The organism is Synechococcus sp. KORDI-100, assembly GCF_000737535.1.
Lineage (GTDB): Bacteria > Cyanobacteriota > Cyanobacteriia > PCC-6307 > Cyanobiaceae > Parasynechococcus.
This window is the reverse complement of sequence record NZ_CP006269.1, coordinates 803,472-823,084: the sequence shown is the minus strand read 5'-3', so window position 1 is coordinate 823,084 and position 19,613 is coordinate 803,472. Positions and strand designations below refer to the sequence as shown.

Annotated in this window: 28 protein-coding genes; 13 read left to right on the top strand and 15 right to left on the bottom strand. The window is 52.6% G+C overall.

Going from position 1 to position 19,613, the window contains the following annotated elements; translation table 11 throughout:
* Positions 1–744: 744 nt before the first annotated feature.
* The 4 genes from KR100_RS04055 to KR100_RS04040 all read right to left on the bottom strand — a co-directional run bounded on the left by KR100_RS04055 (position 745) and on the right by KR100_RS04040 (position 3,728).
* Positions 745–1,044 (bottom strand): hypothetical protein, encoded by a 300-nt coding sequence (locus KR100_RS04055; RefSeq protein WP_038543398.1) that lies wholly within the window; start codon positions 1,042–1,044, stop codon positions 745–747.
* 65 nt (positions 1,045–1,109) lie between these two features.
* On the bottom strand, positions 1,110–1,499 hold the full coding sequence (locus KR100_RS04050; RefSeq protein ID WP_038547888.1) for a putative quinol monooxygenase: 390 nt from the start codon (positions 1,497–1,499) through the stop codon (positions 1,110–1,112).
* 214 nt (positions 1,500–1,713) lie between these two features.
* Positions 1,714–2,574: a DUF3598 family protein gene (locus KR100_RS04045; RefSeq protein ID WP_051847311.1), complete on the bottom strand. Its 861-nt coding sequence runs from the start codon at positions 2,572–2,574 to the stop codon at positions 1,714–1,716.
* A 962-nt stretch (positions 2,575–3,536) separates the two neighbouring features.
* On the bottom strand, positions 3,537–3,728 hold the full coding sequence (locus KR100_RS04040) for a hypothetical protein (RefSeq protein WP_038543395.1): 192 nt from the start codon (positions 3,726–3,728) through the stop codon (positions 3,537–3,539).
* A gap of 812 nt (positions 3,729–4,540) precedes the next feature.
* Here KR100_RS04040 and KR100_RS04035 point away from each other — a divergent pair.
* On the top strand, positions 4,541–5,080 hold the full coding sequence (locus KR100_RS04035) for a hypothetical protein (protein WP_038543393.1): 540 nt from the start codon (positions 4,541–4,543) through the stop codon (positions 5,078–5,080).
* A gap of 328 nt (positions 5,081–5,408) precedes the next feature.
* A complete protein-coding gene (locus tag KR100_RS04025) occupies positions 5,409–5,711 on the top strand; it encodes a DUF1330 domain-containing protein (RefSeq protein WP_038547882.1) in 303 nt (100 codons plus the stop codon).
* A gap of 228 nt (positions 5,712–5,939) precedes the next feature.
* On the opposite strand, the gene KR100_RS16470 is transcribed toward KR100_RS04025, so the two are convergent.
* Positions 5,940–6,101, bottom strand: a complete 162-nt coding sequence (locus KR100_RS16470; protein WP_204207776.1) for a hypothetical protein — start codon at positions 6,099–6,101, stop codon at positions 5,940–5,942.
* A gap of 234 nt (positions 6,102–6,335) precedes the next feature.
* Here KR100_RS16470 and KR100_RS14805 point away from each other — a divergent pair, with 234 nt between their 5' ends.
* The 3 genes from KR100_RS14805 (at position 6,336) to KR100_RS04015 (ending at position 8,745) form a co-directional block, all read left to right on the top strand.
* The gene (locus KR100_RS14805) at positions 6,336–6,635 is read left to right on the top strand and encodes a hypothetical protein (RefSeq protein WP_071839836.1); all 300 of its coding nucleotides are present in this window, start codon (positions 6,336–6,338) and stop codon (positions 6,633–6,635) included.
* A gap of 621 nt (positions 6,636–7,256) precedes the next feature.
* Positions 7,257–7,865: a VOC family protein gene (locus KR100_RS04020; RefSeq protein ID WP_038543388.1), complete on the top strand. Its 609-nt coding sequence runs from the start codon at positions 7,257–7,259 to the stop codon at positions 7,863–7,865.
* Positions 7,866–8,247: 382 nt separating this feature from the next.
* Complete coding sequence (locus KR100_RS04015) at positions 8,248–8,745, top strand: cupin domain-containing protein (RefSeq protein WP_239420400.1); 498 nt, start codon at positions 8,248–8,250, stop codon at positions 8,743–8,745.
* Between the two features lie 476 nt (positions 8,746–9,221).
* Here the strand turns inward: KR100_RS04015 and KR100_RS04010 are convergent, their stop codons facing one another.
* Together KR100_RS04010 and KR100_RS16885 are read right to left on the bottom strand one after the other, a co-directional pair.
* A complete protein-coding gene (locus KR100_RS04010; RefSeq protein WP_038543384.1) occupies positions 9,222–9,428 on the bottom strand; it encodes a hypothetical protein in 207 nt (68 codons plus the stop codon).
* Between the two features lie 20 nt (positions 9,429–9,448).
* A complete protein-coding gene (locus KR100_RS16885; RefSeq protein ID WP_255347492.1) occupies positions 9,449–9,580 on the bottom strand; it encodes a hypothetical protein in 132 nt (43 codons plus the stop codon).
* 158 nt (positions 9,581–9,738) lie between these two features.
* Here KR100_RS16885 and KR100_RS16465 point away from each other — a divergent pair, with 158 nt between their 5' ends.
* Entirely contained in the window at positions 9,739–9,915 is a 177-nt protein-coding gene (locus tag KR100_RS16465; RefSeq protein WP_204207775.1) for a hypothetical protein, read from the top strand.
* Between the two features lie 28 nt (positions 9,916–9,943).
* Here the strand turns inward: KR100_RS16465 and KR100_RS15615 are convergent, their stop codons facing one another.
* The 4 genes from KR100_RS15615 to KR100_RS15610 form a co-directional block, all read right to left on the bottom strand.
* Complete coding sequence (locus KR100_RS15615; protein WP_156097899.1) at positions 9,944–10,099, bottom strand: hypothetical protein; 156 nt, start codon at positions 10,097–10,099, stop codon at positions 9,944–9,946.
* Positions 10,100–10,898: 799 nt separating this feature from the next.
* Positions 10,899–11,129 carry a hypothetical protein gene (locus tag KR100_RS04000; protein WP_038547879.1) on the bottom strand — a complete coding sequence of 77 codons (231 nt, stop codon included), beginning with the start codon at positions 11,127–11,129 and terminating at the stop codon, positions 10,899–10,901.
* A gap of 85 nt (positions 11,130–11,214) precedes the next feature.
* Positions 11,215–12,603, bottom strand: a complete 1,389-nt coding sequence (locus KR100_RS03995; RefSeq protein ID WP_081858858.1) for a M10 family metallopeptidase C-terminal domain-containing protein — start codon at positions 12,601–12,603, stop codon at positions 11,215–11,217.
* A 174-nt stretch (positions 12,604–12,777) separates the two neighbouring features.
* Positions 12,778–12,954, bottom strand: a complete 177-nt coding sequence (locus tag KR100_RS15610) for a hypothetical protein (protein ID WP_156097898.1) — start codon at positions 12,952–12,954, stop codon at positions 12,778–12,780.
* Between the two features lie 50 nt (positions 12,955–13,004).
* Here KR100_RS15610 and KR100_RS03985 point away from each other — a divergent pair, with 50 nt between their 5' ends.
* Positions 13,005–13,799, top strand: coding sequence for a prohibitin family protein (locus KR100_RS03985; RefSeq protein ID WP_038543377.1), 795 nt, complete (start codon positions 13,005–13,007; stop codon positions 13,797–13,799).
* 75 nt (positions 13,800–13,874) lie between these two features.
* On the opposite strand, the gene KR100_RS16695 is transcribed toward KR100_RS03985, so the two are convergent.
* Positions 13,875–14,036, bottom strand: coding sequence for a hypothetical protein (locus tag KR100_RS16695; protein ID WP_239420473.1), 162 nt, complete (start codon positions 14,034–14,036; stop codon positions 13,875–13,877).
* Between KR100_RS16695 and KR100_RS03980 the strand changes: the two genes are divergently transcribed.
* On the top strand, positions 13,987–15,048 hold the full coding sequence (locus KR100_RS03980; RefSeq protein WP_369793836.1) for a DUF389 domain-containing protein: 1,062 nt from the start codon (positions 13,987–13,989) through the stop codon (positions 15,046–15,048). The genes KR100_RS16695 and KR100_RS03980 overlap by 50 nt on opposite strands.
* 24 nt (positions 15,049–15,072) lie before the next feature.
* On the opposite strand, the gene KR100_RS16690 is transcribed toward KR100_RS03980, so the two are convergent.
* Positions 15,073–15,393 carry a YqaE/Pmp3 family membrane protein gene (locus KR100_RS16690; protein WP_239420399.1) on the bottom strand — a complete coding sequence of 107 codons (321 nt, stop codon included), beginning with the start codon at positions 15,391–15,393 and terminating at the stop codon, positions 15,073–15,075.
* Positions 15,394–15,474: 81 nt separating this feature from the next.
* Between KR100_RS16690 and KR100_RS03970 the strand changes: the two genes are divergently transcribed.
* Positions 15,475–15,858, top strand: coding sequence for a carboxymuconolactone decarboxylase family protein (locus KR100_RS03970; RefSeq protein WP_038543374.1), 384 nt, complete (start codon positions 15,475–15,477; stop codon positions 15,856–15,858).
* Between the two features lie 153 nt (positions 15,859–16,011).
* Here KR100_RS03970 and psbA read toward each other — a convergent pair whose 3' ends face one another.
* Entirely contained in the window at positions 16,012–17,091 is a 1,080-nt protein-coding gene (gene psbA, locus KR100_RS03965; protein ID WP_038543017.1) for a photosystem II q(b) protein, read from the bottom strand.
* Between the two features lie 183 nt (positions 17,092–17,274).
* On the opposite strand from psbA, the gene KR100_RS16460 reads away from it, so the two are divergent.
* From KR100_RS16460 to KR100_RS03950, 4 genes are all read left to right on the top strand, one after another.
* Positions 17,275–17,415: a hypothetical protein gene (locus tag KR100_RS16460; RefSeq protein ID WP_204207774.1), complete on the top strand. Its 141-nt coding sequence runs from the start codon at positions 17,275–17,277 to the stop codon at positions 17,413–17,415.
* A 33-nt stretch (positions 17,416–17,448) separates the two neighbouring features.
* Complete coding sequence (locus KR100_RS03960; RefSeq protein WP_051847309.1) at positions 17,449–17,799, top strand: hypothetical protein; 351 nt, start codon at positions 17,449–17,451, stop codon at positions 17,797–17,799.
* A 104-nt stretch (positions 17,800–17,903) separates the two neighbouring features.
* Positions 17,904–18,305, top strand: a complete 402-nt coding sequence (locus KR100_RS03955; protein WP_051847308.1) for a hypothetical protein — start codon at positions 17,904–17,906, stop codon at positions 18,303–18,305.
* A complete protein-coding gene (locus KR100_RS03950) occupies positions 18,302–18,673 on the top strand; it encodes a hypothetical protein (protein WP_038543371.1) in 372 nt (123 codons plus the stop codon). The genes KR100_RS03955 and KR100_RS03950 overlap by 4 nt, the downstream gene beginning before the upstream one ends.
* Here the strand turns inward: KR100_RS03950 and KR100_RS03945 are convergent, their stop codons facing one another.
* On the bottom strand, positions 18,674–19,591 hold the full coding sequence (locus KR100_RS03945; RefSeq protein ID WP_038543368.1) for an aspartoacylase: 918 nt from the start codon (positions 19,589–19,591) through the stop codon (positions 18,674–18,676).
* Between the last annotated feature and the right edge of the window lie 22 nt (positions 19,592–19,613).

The following is a 19,613-nucleotide window of genomic DNA, read 5'->3' as shown; positions in this document are numbered from 1 at the left end:
CGACCTGAGCATGCAGCAGTTCGTCGCAACAGGGATCGCCTTGGCCACTGCACAAGTCGTCTACTGATTTCCTGAAGCAGAACAACGTTTCCCGCGATCGCTCAGGCAGGAGACAAGGGTTATGCCAGCTGTCGGGCTCTGTCCATCATTTGGCCATTTGATGAATCCCAGAGATCTCTTTTAAAGCCCTTTGTCGTTGGCAGCGAAGAACAGGGCCAGCATGGATCTTGATGACCAGATCGCAGTTCAGCACTGCCTTTTGGCGCCATGAAAAAGAGGGTGGAATCTTCTGCACTGCAACGTCGGATTGCTGGATCCGATCGTTCAATTCCAGATCATGTTGAACAGCATCTCGTCATGCTGGTCTTGAAACCTGATGACATCGTCATTGCCGGGGAGCATCCCCAAACAAGGTGATGCCCTTCAGATCTGAACGGACATCGACCATCAAGCCTGTATCGACGAAAGCCAGATGAGTCTTCTGACGGATAGTCCTGGTTGCATCGTCGCCCTATCAAGGGGCAAGTCGCCACAAAATCATGGACACGATGTTCTTCGTTGGCATGAACGTTGCCCTTCTCGGTTTGCTTGTCTATGGACTCGTTTCAGCCAAGGAAAAGATCAAAGCTGGGCGCAAAGAGATCATCTGATCAAACCCGACTGGCTGCTGTGGCCTCGTCAATCGGAGGTCTTGAGAATGAGCGCCCATGCAAAGGGCTGCATAGCATCGCCCCTGGCATGGGATCAGGCCTTGTGAGTCACCACTGATCCCGACACTGGATCGGTCACACCAAGATCTGGAGATAACTCCTCAAAGAATTCACGGACCCTGTTCAGATGTTCAATCATGACTGGACGGGCAGCGACCAGCTTCTCTTCGCTTTCCCACAGACCGACAAAGCAGTAGCTGCGCTCTCCTGTCTTTGCCCAGTAGGCATCCAACATCCCCTCAGGGTTAACCCATTGCTTTGTTTCTGCGATAAACTTGTCTTCGCAACCCTCCTTGCAGCGCACTCGGACATTGTTGAGGTAGGTGGCAGCCACAAGAGGAAAGCATGTCAAGTCATTATCACAGAGCGCATTGTGTTGTGATGTAAGCCTCAGCCTGTTTAAACCCTGCTGTATCCGAGCCTGGTTTCAAAAATTTTGAGCGGCAGGCCAAATGACTCCATTAGCTTGCGACACTCATCGCCGACAGTGCCATAGACCTCAACACTGAAACTATCTCCAAACTCGGCATGCTTCTTTAGGTACTCCTGAACAGGAGGGTTGGAGACATGGGCGCTGAACGCCTCATCATTGGCGTAGACCTCTGACCAAACAAACGCTTGGGGATCGTCCGGATCCTGATCAAATGTGTGATGAACCATGCCAGGTTCAGAAGCCTGAACTGCTGCATCAGTAACACGGGCAAGTTCAAGATACTCATCTACACAACCTGGCTTGACATGGATTCGCGCCAGCAACATGAAGGGGGTGGTTTTGTCAAAACTGGCCATCTGGTCATCAGCAATGCATGAGTTTTTCATAAATCCAGCCAAACAAACGTTCACAAAACAGCCTTTGCCCATGGGCTGTTGGCGCATCTGGTTTTGACCTGAACAACCTTCGGTTGATCGGCGTTGGTTTGCCATCCTCCAACCTTGATCGTGGTGGCGGCCAGTATTGGTATCCATGCGTTTCCTGGGATGCCTCGCGCCAGGACGACCATGATCAACGGTCTGGCATGAGGGCTTGGTGGGTCACGGACATGAAATGAGCCCTGCTGTCGTAGTTAGCGGTGATCGTCTGCAGCTCACCGTCACCAACCAGCCAGATCACTCGGATGGAGAAAGCCTGCCCTGGAACAATGCGTACAGGACAGCGCAGGATGATTCCATCCGGAAAGAAGTGATTGGATTGGTCCTTGTCCATCCACTGCCAACCGGAGCGTTGCAGGGGAACGCGGGAAAGGTCGGGGTTGATCTGACGCTGCTCTCCGATCCATCGACCAAGAGGATTCCAGGGCTCCACTTGGGTCACGGTTGCGCTCCAGCTTTTTCCCGGCTGGGTTCCACGCTCCTCACGGATGCTGGCGGTTCGCAGCAGTTCACCATCCTTCCCGTAGAGCACTCCGACGCTGTGGCGAATCTCGCCGCGCTTGAGAAAGAGCTCAAACGGTGCGAATGCGTTGGCACGGAGAGTGGGGATCAACCAGGCCGCTGAGCCGTTCTCGAGGGCAAAACCACGCATGGATTCGCTGGCGGGATGGGCAAATCCGTCCGCTTGACTGTGATCAGCAATGTTGTATGTCCACTCTTTGCGAATCGAACGTCCATCTGAATACTCGTAGTGGTTGGTTTGAACAACCTCTGTTTGGGCTGCATTTGCCGTAAAGAGACGTGAGCTAGAGAAGGTCTCCTTGACCTCGCCGGAGGGGGAATAGCGGGTCCAGCGTCCTCTCCAATCCCCAAGATGATGCCGCCAGAACGCTTGCCAATTGCGATCGGAGCGAGTTTCGGAAGGGACAATCTGCTCCAGCGCTGTCGACTTTTCTCGACTCGAGGCGGGATCGACGAAGGCGACGCCAAGCAAGAGCGCACAAGGCCCCAGAACTTTTAGACAACGCACCATAAAAATCAATTGAACCCCCACTTGCTAACCACGGACAAATCACTGGTGAGGGCAATGATTTGTAGATATTAAACAAACAATGGGGAAACAAACAAAGTGGTTGTATAAAAATGACCAGGGCTGAAAGGACAACCATGGTTAGACCAGCAAGACGTCAGGGCGACGAAGCTGCAGGCGCAAGTGGTTGAAACTCACGGATACCGCAAGGGAAAGACAGGGCAATTTGACGGTGCTGATCAAACTGGGCACAAAACCTCACATGCATTCCCCATCAGCAATGGCGAGGTTTGACTGACCAAGTGGTCAGCCGCACGAAACATCAGTCAATGACTGTCCTCACCCCCAACACTGAAGTCAGACACCCTCCATGCAGGCTGGAGATCTCAAGCCTTTCGCAACAAGGTTCAACCTGATGACGAATTGCGTGCACATCTCAGAACGGCAACCACCATGTCCAGGGGTGAGGACTTGTCAATCCTTCAGAAGAAATTCAATGGATGTCATTTGAATCAGAGGAATAACAAGGCTCGGAATTTCAGCCGTCGACGGTGTTTTATCTAGGAAGCTGGAGGACAGGTCGAGGGTCAAAGGATGTTGTTTTTTAAGCCCGTTGGTAACACTCCTCGAACACTCCTCGAACACTCGTCATCACAAGATCCTTATGGTGTTTCAATCACAACGATCAATCGATAGAGCAACGTCAAAGTTCCTACTTTTTACAGACAGTCAGGTTTGCTTCAATGTGATTGCTGTTGGCTTGACAATCGAGATCATCAAAGAGAAAGGGAATTCATCCATGATTCCCATCGTCCATGCTCCGCCTGACAAGCACTTGAGTCAGCCATAGAAGGCCGAGAAATCCAGCGGCGACAAGAAGCAGGGCCAAGGGGCGACCGTCTGGATAGATCGCTAACGCTACTGACTCAAGCCCATGGGGCCTGATCAGATCGTCCATTGCCCTTGCCCCGCATGGGAGCCTCGGAGATGCGTTCGCGGCGCTCTCCCATGGGCATGGCCACAGCCCTGCTGCACGTTCGCCATCCCACTTCAACCAGACGTGGTCCAAGCACGCCTCTTTCACATTCGGTCGTTTCCACCCAAAAGGCAATGAGCACGACAGCTGATTGCCAGCTGCACCGGGCCTGCCGAAAGTAGAGGCATCGAGATCGGAGGTGCCCATGACGGCCGACACTCCACCTGAGCAAAACCGAGAAGTCGCCTGACTTTTTGGTCCCTGTTCCAACAGTTTCCACCCAAACGTGGGCTTTCGTCTGTGACGACACTGCTGGTCGTCAGATCAGTCGATTCTCCTCAGCACCGTTGCCAGGTGCCCCGCAGGAGACCAGCCCAACACCTGGACGTCATGGCCCCAGGCACCGCAAAGTCCGACACTTCGCCTATCCGCCAGCAATGGCATGCGGCATGCCCCCTGTTCCGTCATCACGGGGGGTGTCGGAAACGCTCAAAACAAGCGCCCAAGGCCGTCTTTCCAAAGGGAAGGGCGGCCTTTCTGATGGGCAAGAACGCTCTCAGGTCCTGAGCCCAACCAATTCACAAAAACCCCCGCCGAAGGCAGGGGTTCCAAAAACGCATCCCGGGAGTGTGTCCTTGTTTCCACCCCGTGTGGCGCTATTCCTCACGACTCAACTTTGCCCCCTCAGCGGCAGAGAGCCAACTCTCTCGGGTTCGCCTTGCCGATTGGCACTCAACCGCAATCGCATCTGCAGTTCGCCCATGCAGTCACCTTTGCATCATCCTAACGTTTTTAAGTGTATCATTTAAACGGCGATTGCCGTGGTAAAACTGATAAAAATTATTGTGGCTTTTTAATGATTGTTTTCCAATAATTAGCACAATCATTTGCAGCAAAGTCGACAACCCGCCGAATTACCTACCTGTCCGCTTCAGAGGCTGCATCGCGAGACCCTTGAATAAGGGGGTTGAGTTCAGCCAGCTGAAAGCCGTCCACAGAGACCGCCTCGCACATCCCCATCATTTCAGAGGCAAAACCGGGCTTGGCGCAGACATATGGATCATTGCCGCAGACTTTCTGAACCCTTTGCTGCAAACTCTAAGCAAAGACAGGAGACACCGACAAGAACAGAACACTTGCGATCACAAAGAACTGCACGATCTTGTTCAACGATGTCTTGAGCACAACTTATATTTCAAAGCCACCCAGGCAAGCGGCGTAAAGGAAAAGGATTTAAAAATAAATGTTGAACTTTTAAAGCCAGAGAACCATACAATCAGAGCAAATAATAATCAAAAAAATAACTGTAATCTACCAACTAATGCGGGTGGCAAACATCATCGGTGCCATGATCTGCTGAAGCACAAAAGAGGCACCGATAACGACAAGGACACGTCACAAGGTCTCGATCTTGATGGGGAGACTGATGTGGTGTGGTGCGGTGACAACGCGGAACTTGCAGCACCATCAGACCACTTGTTCATTGAATCATGACGCATGGGGACAAAAGTCATCCGGCACCCGAGACACGAAGATGAGTTTGCACTCACGGGCACTTTTCTTGCGGCATCAAGCAACATTTGATCGATGCTGACAACAACTCCGGAGCCAAAGTGATCAAAGGGAAACGCACCATTGCGGTTCTCTCAGCCGGTGGCCCCCAGAACCCATCGGTGGCTGGACTGCAACTGGCCCTCATCCATTGCCGGAGCGAGGGCCAGCCCCAGCTCCTGATCGATCAATCAGCGCCTGTGCGTCTATTGACACTGGACGTCAGATCAAGTTCAGCTGTGAGAACATACCCCTAAATTTGTTTGATCCGATGGCGAAGGGTTATTGGAATGTTGCCGGATCCATCACGAATCCCGCAGGCATGGGACCCTACCTGCAGGCTGTCGAGCCCTACCTGGCCAAATGTGGTGCTCGTTTCCTCTGCCGAGATCTCAACACCGATGTACGCGAGGGGAATCCTGGCCACCTCACAGTGATCATTGAATTTGAATCCTTGGCTGCTGCCATTGCTGCCTACGAAGCTCCTGAGTATCAAGACTTGATCAAATTGCGGCAGCCACACACAAACGTTTCCCTCTCCATCCTCGAAGAAGGAGACCACGCCGGCTCCTGATCAATGCTCCGAACCTGCCAGGAGCACAACCATCAGACAGCTGAAAGACAGACCAGCCAAATGTGACCACCATCTCAGTGATTCCCATTCCCGGTAGCCGTCATGGATCAGGACTGTCTTGATTCAACACATCACTTGTCGGCCTCGGAAATCAGACAATTCAGCTGTTTTGATTTGTCCCTGATTCACAAAATCTGGCCAGGGATGTACTGAGAGCGGTGCAATACGTTACTGGAGAGCTTTCTCGAGGAACTCAACCTTTCGTTCCAGCTCATCAGCCCGATGGCGCAGATCCAGCTCTCTATCATAGGCCTCATGATCCAACCGCTGACGACCACCGTTCATCATTTCCGTATAGCTCAGAGCTCTGGGCTTGCCTGAATCAGTCATCGAGAAGCCTTAGGTGAAGAAAACGTTTGGCCAGCACAAACCCGTTCGTCGTGTTGTTGCTGACAACATTCAGTGTTACCGAAGAGAATCAGAAAGGCAACACATTCGAGACGCAACCACACCGACAAGCAACATGACAGCGTGGACAACACCCATCCATCCCAACGGCTGTTAGGAATCGAGCGGCAGATCCGTCAAGAAGAACTAACCTCGGGAAGCTGATGATCAAAGCTTTTGAGCGACAAACCACCATTCACCTACCTCGTTACCCTTGCCTACGGAGACCCTAAGTCACCGACACTGGCCACAGTGGTATTCGTTAGCGAACATCGTGGAGAGGAGCCCAAGACGGTTGCCAAGGCATTGATGACAAGTGCTAAAAACACATCAACTCAGAGGCCATACTTTCAGTGGTCAACGTTGAAACGGCAGGGCAACAAAGCATTGTCCACTGAAGAGTTTGCAATATTGATTGAAGCAGCCAGTCAAGGACGCATTGGTGTCGGACGGGTGACTCCACTGAAACTCGAATAACAATTGATCAACAGGTTCAGACCAAAGTCGCCATAATTACTCCTTTAAGTTTTTGAGTGAAGATTCCGTTTGGAGAACCACAACCATTTGAGGAAGACAACGCCAGGCTTCACAGTCCTCGCCTCAAACGATGGCTGTACCAGCGATTGAGAAGCTTGGCACAAAAGCAGCGCATTCAGGATGCAAGAGCTTTACGACAAGAGTTTGAAATTCATGAGCCATGAGAGCGATCAGCGATCGTACGCCAACCACTGATCAAGACATCAAGCGCACCGACCCAAATCCAGGCACAATCTCAATCAGCGAAGGAATAGGGCGCAATTTTGATAAGAAACGAAGAACGATTCACCATCACAGAATGAGATAATTATGCCATTTAATCTCATTACACCGATCAACCCAAATTCAAATATCATCAATGAGTTGCATACAACAGATCATTTATGAACTGCCTTAATCTATCTTTTCGGCCCATTCAACTGTATTGCCTAATGCTGAACACAACGATTTGTTCTCACCAAATCCTCTAGCCCGCCAACGTTGATTAACCATATTATTGTTCACCAGTAACGGCTTTTGAAAACCGGCGGCGCTAAATTATTAAACCATATTCAGTAGACCATGTCACTCAGGAATTACTTAAATCATGATGCCGTCCAACATGTCGGCATCAATGTTGACGACATGGAAATTTCAAAGAAATTCTATGGTGAAATCCTTGGGGGCGTTTTCGTCGCTGAAATCAAGGGGATCACTGGCGAAGAATGGACAACGATTTTGAATGGTAACGTCGAAACCGCACCACAGCTCGGAAGCGGAGACGCATTGGACGTTTGCTTCTATTCATTTGGGAATACAGCTGTTGAATTACTGAGGTATTACGATAAAGAGTCTGGAAAAACTCACGACTTACACCCTTGCACCGATGCAATGAAACAGGGCGTTGGTGGTAAGCACATTTCGTTCAATCTGGCAGAGGATATCGATACTAAGGAGTTTTTTGTAAAACTCTTGGAGCAGGCCAAAGGCATGGAATTTGTTTCCCTAAATAAAGAAGATTTACATCATCTTGGACCGGATGGGGATCTTGGTGGATGGAATTGCTTCTTCATGTCTGGCCCAAGTGGTGAACGTGTTGAATTCAATCAGATCGCCAGTGGAAGCAATGCGGCACTCAATATGAAAAAAGCATCCGATCTGTTCAGATCTTCGGCAGACCAAAATGGTTGACGGTCGCAAAACACATTTAACATTCAACATGCATTTTATTGTTAACCTAATCCAATGTTCTGGCTACGTATTTTAAACCTTTTTCAGCCAGCTCAACTCCCTTAGGGACATGCTCTTAACAAGCAACAAACTGAATTTTTGACCACACCGATCTCTCCAGGCTTTGCGTTAATTCGACCCGGTTCGATAACAACGAGTTGACTGATCCGATCTTTTAAGCTGAAGTTATGGATGTCGATCAGAACAGTTTGCCTGCATCTGAATTAATTCCTCGAAGAAATATAGTCTCCTCAAAAAAATTTTCTTGTTCACCGAATTAACCAATCATGGGGTTGAGGGGTAACAGTGCGAAACTTTAAAAAATCTCATTTGGTTGATCGTGATGGATCTCGCCAGAGATTCACTGTATTGTTCAGAGGATCTCTACAGTGCATCGAGAAGAAATACGATGATCTCAAAACTCATTGGAGCTACGACGGTATCGCTCCTGTTCTTGTTCCCAGGTCCGGCACTTGCCTCACCGGATCCCATCATTGAGGAACTCGTAAGTGTCAACAAAACCCTTGGAGGCAGAACAGTCGTTTATCCAAAGGGTACCCCTGAAATGCGCGTTTACCGAGTCACGCTCGACCCCGGAGCAAAAATTCCACTGCATACACATCCTTCGCCGGTGGTTGTGTATCTCCAACAGGGAACCCTCACCAATATTCGGGTTGTCGACGGAGTCGAAGTCTTTGACACCATTGAAGCGAACAGTGGTTTTCTGGAGGGATCTCCACAAGAACCGCACTACATCATCAATAATGGAACGAAGCCCGCGATTTCAATTGTTACGTTTGCCTCAGTTGAAGGAATGCCCAACATGATTAAAGTCGATTAAAATTAGCTCCAGATCCCGCTACAAAGTTACAATTGATCAATCCTTTGAATAACGACAAAATATCGATATTCCTTGATGATCTAAAAAGACGACACAACGTTTGATTTCACAACCACCCAGAGGATTAAAACGTTTCAAATGATTCACTTTTAAGTTGGGCGAACCGCTCAATGTTTTGGCGTCAGGAATTAGGTGATAGGTGATGCATAATCAAAAAATCAGAAATCAGATAATCAAGCTATCGACCGATAAACGATGACAAGCAACTTTTCAGAGCCTCCTTTTGTGACGGAGATCCTAAAATCAGAGAATGGCTGTTATCTGGTTTGTGTATCAGACGGAATTTGTACGGAGTTCCCTGACCGATGGGAGGCAGAAGAACACATAAGAAATCTCGAAAAGGCTGGACTGCCGACCAAACGATGGACTCACCATCCGTCGTGGTAGGCACTTTTTGATCCAATCAACCCGTTGAATCAACCGACGTGGCTCTTATTCTCGAAGCCGCGAGGGTTCAGCAGACTTGCGTCAATGTCTGCTTCTGGATGAAGTTTCAGCACCATCCAGAGCAACATGGCCGCACAGTCCCTGTCGTCTGTTCCGTAGTCGTATTTCCAGTCCTTCACCAAGGCCACAAGCTCGCGCTGAGCATTGGTGATGAATTCATCAGTCCATTCCTGCATTGCCATCACCTCGTGGGTGATCAGAGGCTGGGATAGGCATTGGCAACACCCCAAAGAACCAAACCTGTGATGGAAGCAAACACCACGGCTGTCCAAGCTGCCAGGGTTGGGTTGTTGCTGTTCCCTTGGGGAAACGGAAGTCTGCGTGCCATGAGACATATGTCTTGAACTCTTCCGTAATGGCTCAGGTGACCATCAAAGTTCCACTGATGTTGGTGACTCCTGACGAAATCGCGACGATCAACTGCGACAGCGACCTGGTGAAACGCTCAGCACATGGTTAAAAAGTAGGAATTGCAGCATGGATCTGATGACCATCAGCATTGCTTCAGCACAACCGATTGGTGCCGTCATCAACGACGGCGTTCATCAACCCTTCCGTGCCTCAGCCTGTTCCATCAAGGCTCTCGACTACGACGAATCCCAGATGAGAGACAGCGACAGTTACCGACGTCAGCAACGCGCAGAGCTGGAATACGACTGCTGAGCCTGGAATCGCGAGCAACCAAGCCCTGTCAGTAGAACCACTTCTGCCGATTGGCAAGCTGATCAAGTTCTTGACGCATCGCGGCAACCTCTTCGCGAAGCAAGCGAACTTGTTCCCTCAGATCGCCAATATCCTGACTGTCGTCGGCATCGCTGAATTCTGTTGGCTTCGGAAGCGTTGACATAAGAACGCAATCACTCAATCTTTGAACAATGGCTGTGCGTAGACATCACGTGGATCATTGCTCAGCGGTCCCAGTCTGGATTCAGAAGCCCTCAGCTCGAACGAGCTGACCATTGCTGATCGCGTAAACATCCTTCATCACCAGCTGCGACGGGAGCCATGAAAACAATGAACAACAGTGCGCATGCATTCAGTCGCAGAAGCATCTCTGAATACGCCAGTCAAGAACCGTGGTCAACATCCGAGTTGGGCATCAAGTCACTGATCTTGGGCATCGGGTCTGGCTTGCCATCAGCAATGGCACGTGCACGTCGATAGAACCAACTATCGGTGGCTCCATCCGCCTCCATTGTTTCTGCAAGAAGCTTCCAGTTTGACAGTTCCTGAGGATCCATCATGTGAAAAGGGAGGACGTTGAGTGGGAAGGATCAGACCAGTTGAGCCATTTGATCCGTTCGTATTGTCACCATTCCTGGGCTCACCATGAATTCACCGTCGTCCGAGAACATCTTCCCAACTGATCAAGGGAAGACCTGACTTGGACTGGGGCACATGGCGTTTGGCAGGACGGACATTGCAACGATGATCAGCAACAGCCGGCTGTTGCACCCGATCGGGTGACTTTCTGGAACTTTTTTTCATGACCTCGAGTTGGACCGTTATGGGCTTTCAGCTGCCTGACCTGACTGACGTCAGGCCTACTGCTTAGGTTCACTATGTCACATTCCGGCCCGGAGCACAGGAGCGGTTATCCGTCCACCCTCACACGTTGTGGCTGGAGGTCCCCACTCGAGCAACCATCACTCGTCAAGGATCGTCATTCCACTGGCCTGCTCTTCAAGATGTTCCGCACGCTCCAGCACAGCCTTCAGCACCTCTTCAGCCTGAGGTTGAAGATCGAGTTGTTCGATCGTGTAGGCCACATCGCGCGAGGCAGTCAGGATCGCTGGGGACACCTGCTCCAAGGGAATGCCTTGATTTGAAGCCCGGCGACGGCGTCGGGCTGACTGCTGTTTCGCATCCTTCGCCATGACGTCAAACTCCCTGAACACAGTCTGCAACCCACCGATCAACCAGGATGTTGGCCGTGAACCACATCAGCTCATGGACATCGGGTTAAAACTCGCTGGATGGATCGATGGTGGTGCTGAAATCGCGGAACAGCAGACTTTGTTCATCAATCTGGGCGTTTTTCACAAGACCAACCTGAGCATCTTCAACATAAATCTTTGTGTGATTCGAATGTGCACGTAAATCAACATTTTCCCTGTCAATGCCTTGATCAAAAACCAGCTGATCGTCGCCCTTCTGGAAGTCCATGATCTTCACAAAAGACCCAGGCTCGGCATCGATCCAAAATTCATCATTGTCACTACCACCGATGGAACGATTCTTGCGACCAGCTCCTGCAAAAAGGATGTCCTGGCCTCTGCCACCTTTGAGTGTGTTGTTAGCGGCATTGCCAATCAAAACGTCCGCTTTTTTTCCTCCAGTGGCATTTTCAATCACGCAACCGCCAGAGGTTGACTCGAGCGTCTTACCGTCCCAGTCGTGGGCAATGGTGAACCCACCGAAGACACCCTTCACTCGGCTGACATAGCCACCGGCACTTTCAGATTGATCAAGAGTGGCATTGCGAAGATCAATCCTGACAGGTTTTTTGGACCTTGACCCATCAATACGATCAATCCCACCGGTATCCCAGATACTTTCCCAACCAATGCCCTCCTCATTTCTCTGAGGTAATCGATAAACATTGTCATTACCTGCGGCCTTATCATTGATGCCGTATAGCCATTGCAATGCAGCTACATCAAGAGCACCGGGTATTTGCAGGAAGCCGTAACCCTCAATTTTCTCTGGCACTAAACCATTTTGAGCCTTCTTGTCGACGTAACTGAGTTGCGTCCAGGGGTGAGCGTTTTGGCCATAGTCCCCAGCATCCTTGTACTGATCTGACGAAGCTTTGAGGCCGGGAAAACGTGGCTGTCCTCTTAAACCTTTGTCGTGAGGATGTTTCAGGCCGACGGCATGGGAGAGCTCATGTAAGAACGTAATGCCATAGAAACTTCCAGGCGCGATTGAATGTTTAAAACTACCATCATTATTTTGATACGCAGACCAATTGATAGCAACTAATCCTTCATCAGAATCACTTCCTGGAGTGTATGCAAAGCCATAGCTCCCTTCAGAGCTTTTACTATCCATATTGTAAAACCATATCTCGACATCGTCATCGTTATCATCTCCACGATCCTCAAACTCAAGCCCACTAACTTTGGCAATGCTTGCCATCGCATCGACCATGAGTTCGCGCTCTTGATCACTCCAGCCCCAGGAGGGATAACCACCGAATTCTCCTTTGGGTTGATCGCTTGTATCGCTGATGAAGGTGTAACCAACCGCAGGATTATCTTTCGTTGTTCCCCAGCGATAACCATCGGTCAATCCATCAATCCACGGGTTACCGGACGAGGGAACACGAATCGGCTTTGGATACGACATCAACTCTTACTCAACCAGGCTGCGCTACTGACCGCCGTAGAAACGGCAGAAACTGAGCATATCCAGCTCAGACACTCCAACGAATTGCTTTGTCTTCTCCCAGGCCCGTTGTTCCCGATCGCCACCATCCGCTGCACCCCAGTACTCCGCACACAACATTCTGATCCTGTTGTTTCACTGCTGCCGTAGATCCATACGCACCAGCACGACAGCCATGATCACGACACCGAACGCGAGAACCATTTGGCACCAGTGGCTTCGACGATCACTTCGATGGGCCATCCCCAGGTTTTTGGATTCCTTCGGTGTAGCGAAGGGTTCGATGCGATGACACCACAGACGAAACGACACCAATGCGGTGTCAGCCGCGACATCATTTGGGTGGATGACCCAACGTTTCGATGCAGACACCTCGACCGATCAACGACCCTGGCAATGGTCTGGTGCTCCTCGTGGCGGTGGTCCTCAGCGCCCTCTTGCTGCTGGGACAATCGCTCTTCATCGTCCCGGCTGGGAAGGTGGCGGTCATCACCACCCTGGGCAAGGTGAGTGGCGGGTCGCGACTTCCAGGACTGAATCTGAAAATTCCCTTCGTTCAATCGGTTTATCCCTTTGACGTGCGCACCCAGGTGAGACCGGAGGAGTTCGCAACACTCACCAAGGATTTGCAAGTCATTGAGGCGACCGCAACGGTGAAATATGCGGTCAGGCCAGGAGAGGCAGGACGGATCTACCGAACGATCGCCAGCAACGATCGCGACATCTACCCGCGCATCATTCAGCCCTCTCTTCTGAAGGCACTGAAATCGGTTTTCTCTCAGTACGAACTAGTGACAATCGCCACCGAGTGGAACGACATTTCCGCGCTGGTGGAGCGGACAGTGGCTGACGAACTCAACAAGTTCGACTACGTGGAGGTGCGCGGACTTGACCTCACCGGCCTGCAGATTGCTGAGGAATATCGAGCTGCCATTGAGCAGAAACAGATTGCAGAACAGCAGCTGTTGAGAGCACAAACCGAAGTCAAGATTGCTGAACAGGAAGCACTCCGATACGAGACCCTCAATCGCAGCCTCGATGATCAGGTTCTGTTCAAACTGTTCCTTGATAAGTGGGATGGGCAGACAGAAGTTGTGCCGGCCCTGCCAGGCAACGCCGGGGGTGTCCCCCCGGTGATTGTGGGGCGACGCAATTGATCAGGGAATGACTCCGGTTCCCGACCCGAGCCACAGACTCAAAAAAGGCCAACGGCTGGACGAGCTCCATCGCAGTTACGACTCCGATGCCGAGCTCAACCAACCCTTTGTGATCCTGACCCTTGGGGCGTGTTTGATCGCCACCATGGGACTGTTGGCTGACAACGCCGCAGTTGTGATCGGGGCCATGGTGGTCGCGCCGTGGATCATGCCACTGCGAACAGGGGTGTTTGCCATCTTGATCGGTGACTGGCCGTTGCTGGGTCGTGCCCTACGAACACTGGGCCTGGCCGTGCTGATCACGACAGTCCTGTCTCTTTTCATGGGACTGCTCGCTGGAATGCGGGGATTGATCAGCGCGTCTGGATACGGATATTTCACTCCAGAAATTCTTGGCCGTGCGACACCGACGCTTCTGGATCTGGTCATCGCACTCGTCGCAGGAGCCCTGGCCACCTACGCCAAATTGAAAGAAAGCGTGGTGAGCTCACTCGCAGGAACAGCCATCGCTGTTGCACTTGTCCCGCCGGTCTGTGCAATGGGGCTGATGGCTGCCGGAGGGGACATCAAGGATGCCGCAGGTGCGGGCCTGCTCTTCGTCGCCAATCTTCTCGGAATTCTGGTGGGAGGCATTCTGATGTTGGCGACCCTTGAGCCTTATTTCCGCAGCACACTCATCAACAATCGCCGCACACAACTCCCTCTTGTCGTGGCGATCGGCTTTGTCATTGCCATCACCATTCCTCTTTACCAAGGATCCGAGTTGATGCGCCAAGACGTCAAGCGAATAATCCTGACCCAGAGAATTCAGGAGACCGTCGTTGACTTTCTACAGAACAAAACACTCACCTTCGGAAGTAACGACGAATCCCTGATCGTCGACGACATCAAATTCGTCTGGACACCCTCAGAAAAGAAATCGGTCATCGACATTGTGGTACGGGTAACAGACCCAGACACCCCAAGCTTTAAGCAGGTTGAAGCAGTTGAGACATTGGTCAACAACCAGATCGGTCGCCCTCTTGGATTGAGTTTTCAGATCAAAGTTCAACGCATTGCAATTTCAATTATTGAAGGCAGCGACATGCCCGTCTTACCAAAAGGAGAGCCAGATATCGACATTCTCGACGAGGATCTCAACATGATCAAAGAGAGTCTTGAACAACTTGAGGAATCCAGCCAGGATTTCAATGAAAGCACTAAAATAAACCCAGGAGTTTTACAACTGGCCCAACCGCAGCAGCCGTGAATAATTGCGTTTCCTTCTACATCATCATTTGCGAGTAAGAATCACCCAAATAGAATGAATGACGGCAATTGGCCATAGACCAAAAAGTAAAGGAAAGCCCAATCCTCCAACGGCGAATAAATAGATCACAAGATTGATCCAAAAAGGAGCTGTAAAGCCCACCTGGGTGAACACCCCGAGCGGTGGGATAAACAAAGCAATAATGATGCGGAAGATATCGCCAAACGTCATTGACGCAGGATTTGGATGCTCTCCAGTGGTAGCGAAATCGCTGAACGCAGCAACAAACTCAGAAAAACAGGTCAACCCAACCAGCTGGCCACCCCACGAGTGACCAGAAGCCATGGATGTGTTCGTTTACAAACGGTTGAACAGATCGTGTTCTTCCCTGCCTTGCTATGGGTAAGAAGAACTTTTTGAACAGTCATGTCGTCCGCTCAATACGTCAAAGGCATGCAGGAAATGCGGTCTCACTTCGGAGATGCAGCTGACAAGTGGATAGGCGCTATTCATGACATCTATCCTGAATTTGCCAAAGTCAATGTTGAGTTTCCTTTTGGCGAGCTTTATCGAAGAGATGTCGTCGACGACAAAACGCGCGAACTTTGCACTGTTGCCGCTTTAACAGTCCAGGGGTTTGCGTTGCCAGAACTCAAGGTTCATGTCAAAGGTGCTCTCAACACAGGCAGCAGCCGAGCTGAGATTCTTGAAATCATCACCCAGATGATTGCCTACTGTGGCTTTCCTGCTGCAACCAACGCTCTGCTGGCCACGAAGGAAGCATTCGATGAGCTTGATGCAGCCAGCTGAATCGCGGCTGAGCAAGCCTGGCGGTGGTGAACCCTGAGTGATGGCGCCGCCGAGAGCAGACCAACAAAAAGCCCTCGCCGTGAGGCGAGGGCTTTCCGATTCAGTTGATCTGAATCGTTTTTGCTGTTCTAAAGCGAACAGGTTGATTCCAGATCAACCGATTGCAGGTGCCTGCAGAGCCACAGGGGTGGACTCAGCGGCAGCCAGGTCGAGGGGGAAGTTGTGAGCGTTGCGCTCGTGCATCACTTCCATGCCGAGGTTGGCGCGGTTCAGCACATCAGCCCAGGTGTTCAGGACGCGGCCCTGACCATCAAGGATGGACTGGTTGAAGTTGAAACCGTTCAGGTTGAAGGCCATGGTGGACACGCCGAGGGCGGTGAACCAGATGCCCACAACCGGCCAGGCAGCCAGGAAGAAGTGGAGGCTGCGGCTGTTGTTGAAGGATGCGTATTGGAAGATCAGGCGACCGAAGTAACCGTGGGCAGCCACGATGTTGTAGGTCTCTTCCTCTTGGCCGAACTTGTAGCCGTAGTTCTGGGACTCGGTCTCGGTGGTTTCACGCACCAGGGATGAGGTCACCAGTGAACCGTGCATGGCGGAGAACAGGGATCCACCGAAGACACCTGCGACGCCCATCATGTGGAAGGGGTGCATCAGGATGTTGTGCTCGGCCTGGAACACCAGCATGAAGTTGAAGGTGCCAGAGATGCCCAGGGGCATGCCGTCAGAGAAGGAACCCTGACCGAAGGGGTACACCAGGAACACGGCGGAGGCAGCAGCCACAGGAGCGCTGTAGGCAACGCAGATCCAGGGGCGCATGCCGAGGCGGTAGGAGAGTTCCCACTCGCGGCCCATGTAGCAGAAGATGCCGATCAGGAAGTGGAAGACAACCAGCTGGTAGGGGCCGCCGTTGTACAGCCACTCATCGAGGGAAGCAGCTTCCCAGATGGGGTAGAAGTGCAGGCCGATGGCGTTGGAGGACGGAACAACAGCACCGGAGATGATGTTGTTGCCGTAGATCAGAGAACCAGCGACAGGCTCACGGATGCCGTCAATGTCGACCGGAGGTGCGGCGACGAAGGCAACGATGAAGCAGATGGTGGCAGCCAGCAGGGTGGGAATCATCAGCACACCGAACCAACCGACGTACAGACGGTTGTTGGTGGAGGTGACCCACTCGCAGAAGGCTTGCCAGCTGGTAGCGCCGGAGCGCTGCTGGAGGGTGGTGGTCATGAGAACGGAAAGAAATGTTCCCGGAGGAACGGTTTAAGGAAGGGCAGGGATGCCCTGCCTCGTGCCAATGTAAAGGAAGTTTGCGCTGTGTGTTGGGACATTGCGCGATCAACCGTCACAACCAAATCAGTCCATTGAGACTCACAGGAAGATTTAAGATTCTCCGGTTGACCCGGGAGTGTCGTGGTTCTCATTCGCTGGCTGCAAGCTGGCCGCAGGCTCGAGGAAACCGTTCCCCTGTGCCGTGCCCGTCACCGTCGCCATGAACTGGAGGCACAGGGTGCCGTTGTGTACTGGAGCGAGAGACTGGTCCCAGCAGGCTGAAGCTGGGACCCTGACGCAAGACCATCCAGGATCATGCGTTCCAGCGTTGCCTCCTTCGTTCGTATCGGATTGACAGCACTCTTCGTCACCTGGCTCAGCGCCTGCGCTCAGACTTTCAAGCAACCAGGTCCTGACGAATCAAACGCCTCGCTCCAAGCCGACATGGAGCGCCTGCAGCTGCGCATCGACGCGCTCGAGAGGGATTTGAAGGAAAAACTCCCGGATCCCCCGGCAACCAACGACAAAACGCCGGCCGGACCGATCGATTCCCTGACACTGCAACTGGGAACCAACGACGACCGTCTTCGCCTGTACTGGAAGGATGGCCAGACAAGCAATCTCGAATGCAGCCAGGAAGGCGAGGGACGCTGGGCCTGCGGTTAGGGCAGCACCGTCCAGCGAGAAGGATCCTGTCATCACTGTGTCAGCAGACTGACGCCGCAGACCGAACAATCCGACCCAGATTGGGTAATCCCGCGGCTCTTCCAATGCGCTCGACTCAGGCCCTGCTGTTCAGCCTTGGAGTGGCGATCACCGGTTCGGTGGCGATGGCCCAGTCGCTCCAATACCCGTTCGCACAGACCAAAGCCGCCAATCAGGCTCGGATGCGAGCTGAGCGACTCAACGGGGGCCTCAGTCGCTATCGGGCTGATCGCTGCATGTATGTCCTTCGGGGTGAGGGCTGCCTGGTCTCCAACACCGAATCCGGTTTCGTGTTCCGATTTCAGGGTGGTGCGCCGGGATGGCAGCAGCAGACTCCTCCACAACCAACGGTGCTCACCGAAATACGCGTCAGCGCAGATGGCGATCGAATCCTGGACGTCCCTTACAACGGACCGCTGCTAACAGACACACAGGACAACATTCCCTCGACATCGCAAGACCCATGACGATGCGCCATCTACCGCTGCTCCTGGCACTGGCTGGACCCCCCCTTGCCATCGGCCTGAACCCTTCGCTGCCGGTCCTGGCCCAGGTGGGTGACGCACAACAGCGTGCCGTGAATGTGGCCCGCATGCGCGCTGAACGGATGAACGGCGGACTCAGCAATTACCGCGCCGCCAAGTGCATGTACAACACCAGCGCTGGAGGTGGCGAATGCCTTGTGAGCCTCGATGATGGCTACACATTCGTGATTCCAGGCGGATCACCCGGATGGCAGGAGATGGATCAGAGCCCAACGGTGGAAACAGAACTGATCATTTCCGCCGATGGACGCTCGGTTCTTGCGGAGGTCTACAACGGCATCCCGCGATGATCAGCTCCCGATCAGCTGCTCCAGAGCTGGCCGCCATGTCGGCTCGACTGGCCAAACCTCGCGTGCGGTAAGACTCAACGCGATGCCCTTTTCGGCATAAGCCGCCTCATTGATGAAAACGGCAGCCGACGCTTCTGGAGGCAGGGCCACGGGCAGATCGCCACCTGAGGCGGTTTGGAACAGTAACGCGGTGGATGGCGACGGCAGCCAGTTTCTGCCGAGGACAGCGGGATTCACCAGCGCCGCAGGTTGCCCCCCCTGATGGCGAGGCAGGTCCCGACTGCTGAGATGGCGGAACACCACCAACTGGCGAGGAAGTCGACCGAGACCATGCCGGATCTCTGAGAGGGCTGACAGGCATGCCTCAACAGCGAGTCGGGTTTGACGCACGATGCGCGCATCGAGAAGTGACTGAGACACAGGACCGACTTCAATCACCAACCCACAGGGCCAGCGCTCCACCAGAAAACCGGTCTGAGCGGCATCCGCTTCGTGCAGATAGACCGGCAGTCCCAGTTTTCCCTGCACCATCGCCGCCAGTGCCAGATCAGCTGGGCGCCGCCCGTAGAGAACAAGGCAGGAGCCCATCGCCGCTGTTGTGCTGTGCAGATCGAGGGCAACGCAACAAGACTGTTGTCCGCTGGGCCCGTAGCGCTGCACCAACTCACGGGCCCGAACCGTTTCATGGTCCTGTTCGTTTGGATCATCCAACCGTTCCTGCTGGAAGCTGCGGTTGAGATCCCGATCGATGTAGCGACGGTTGGCGTTCCGGGCCGCAGGATTGCCAATCACGCGCTGCAATCCCAGACCGTGATGATCCAGAAGGGCGGGTTGCTGCTGCCATTGCTCAAGCAACCAGGCTGCATTCACCTCGTTGCCGTGGGTGGCGGCGATCAGAAGAACGTCAGAAGCCGTCATTCAGGAACCCGGACGTGGCATG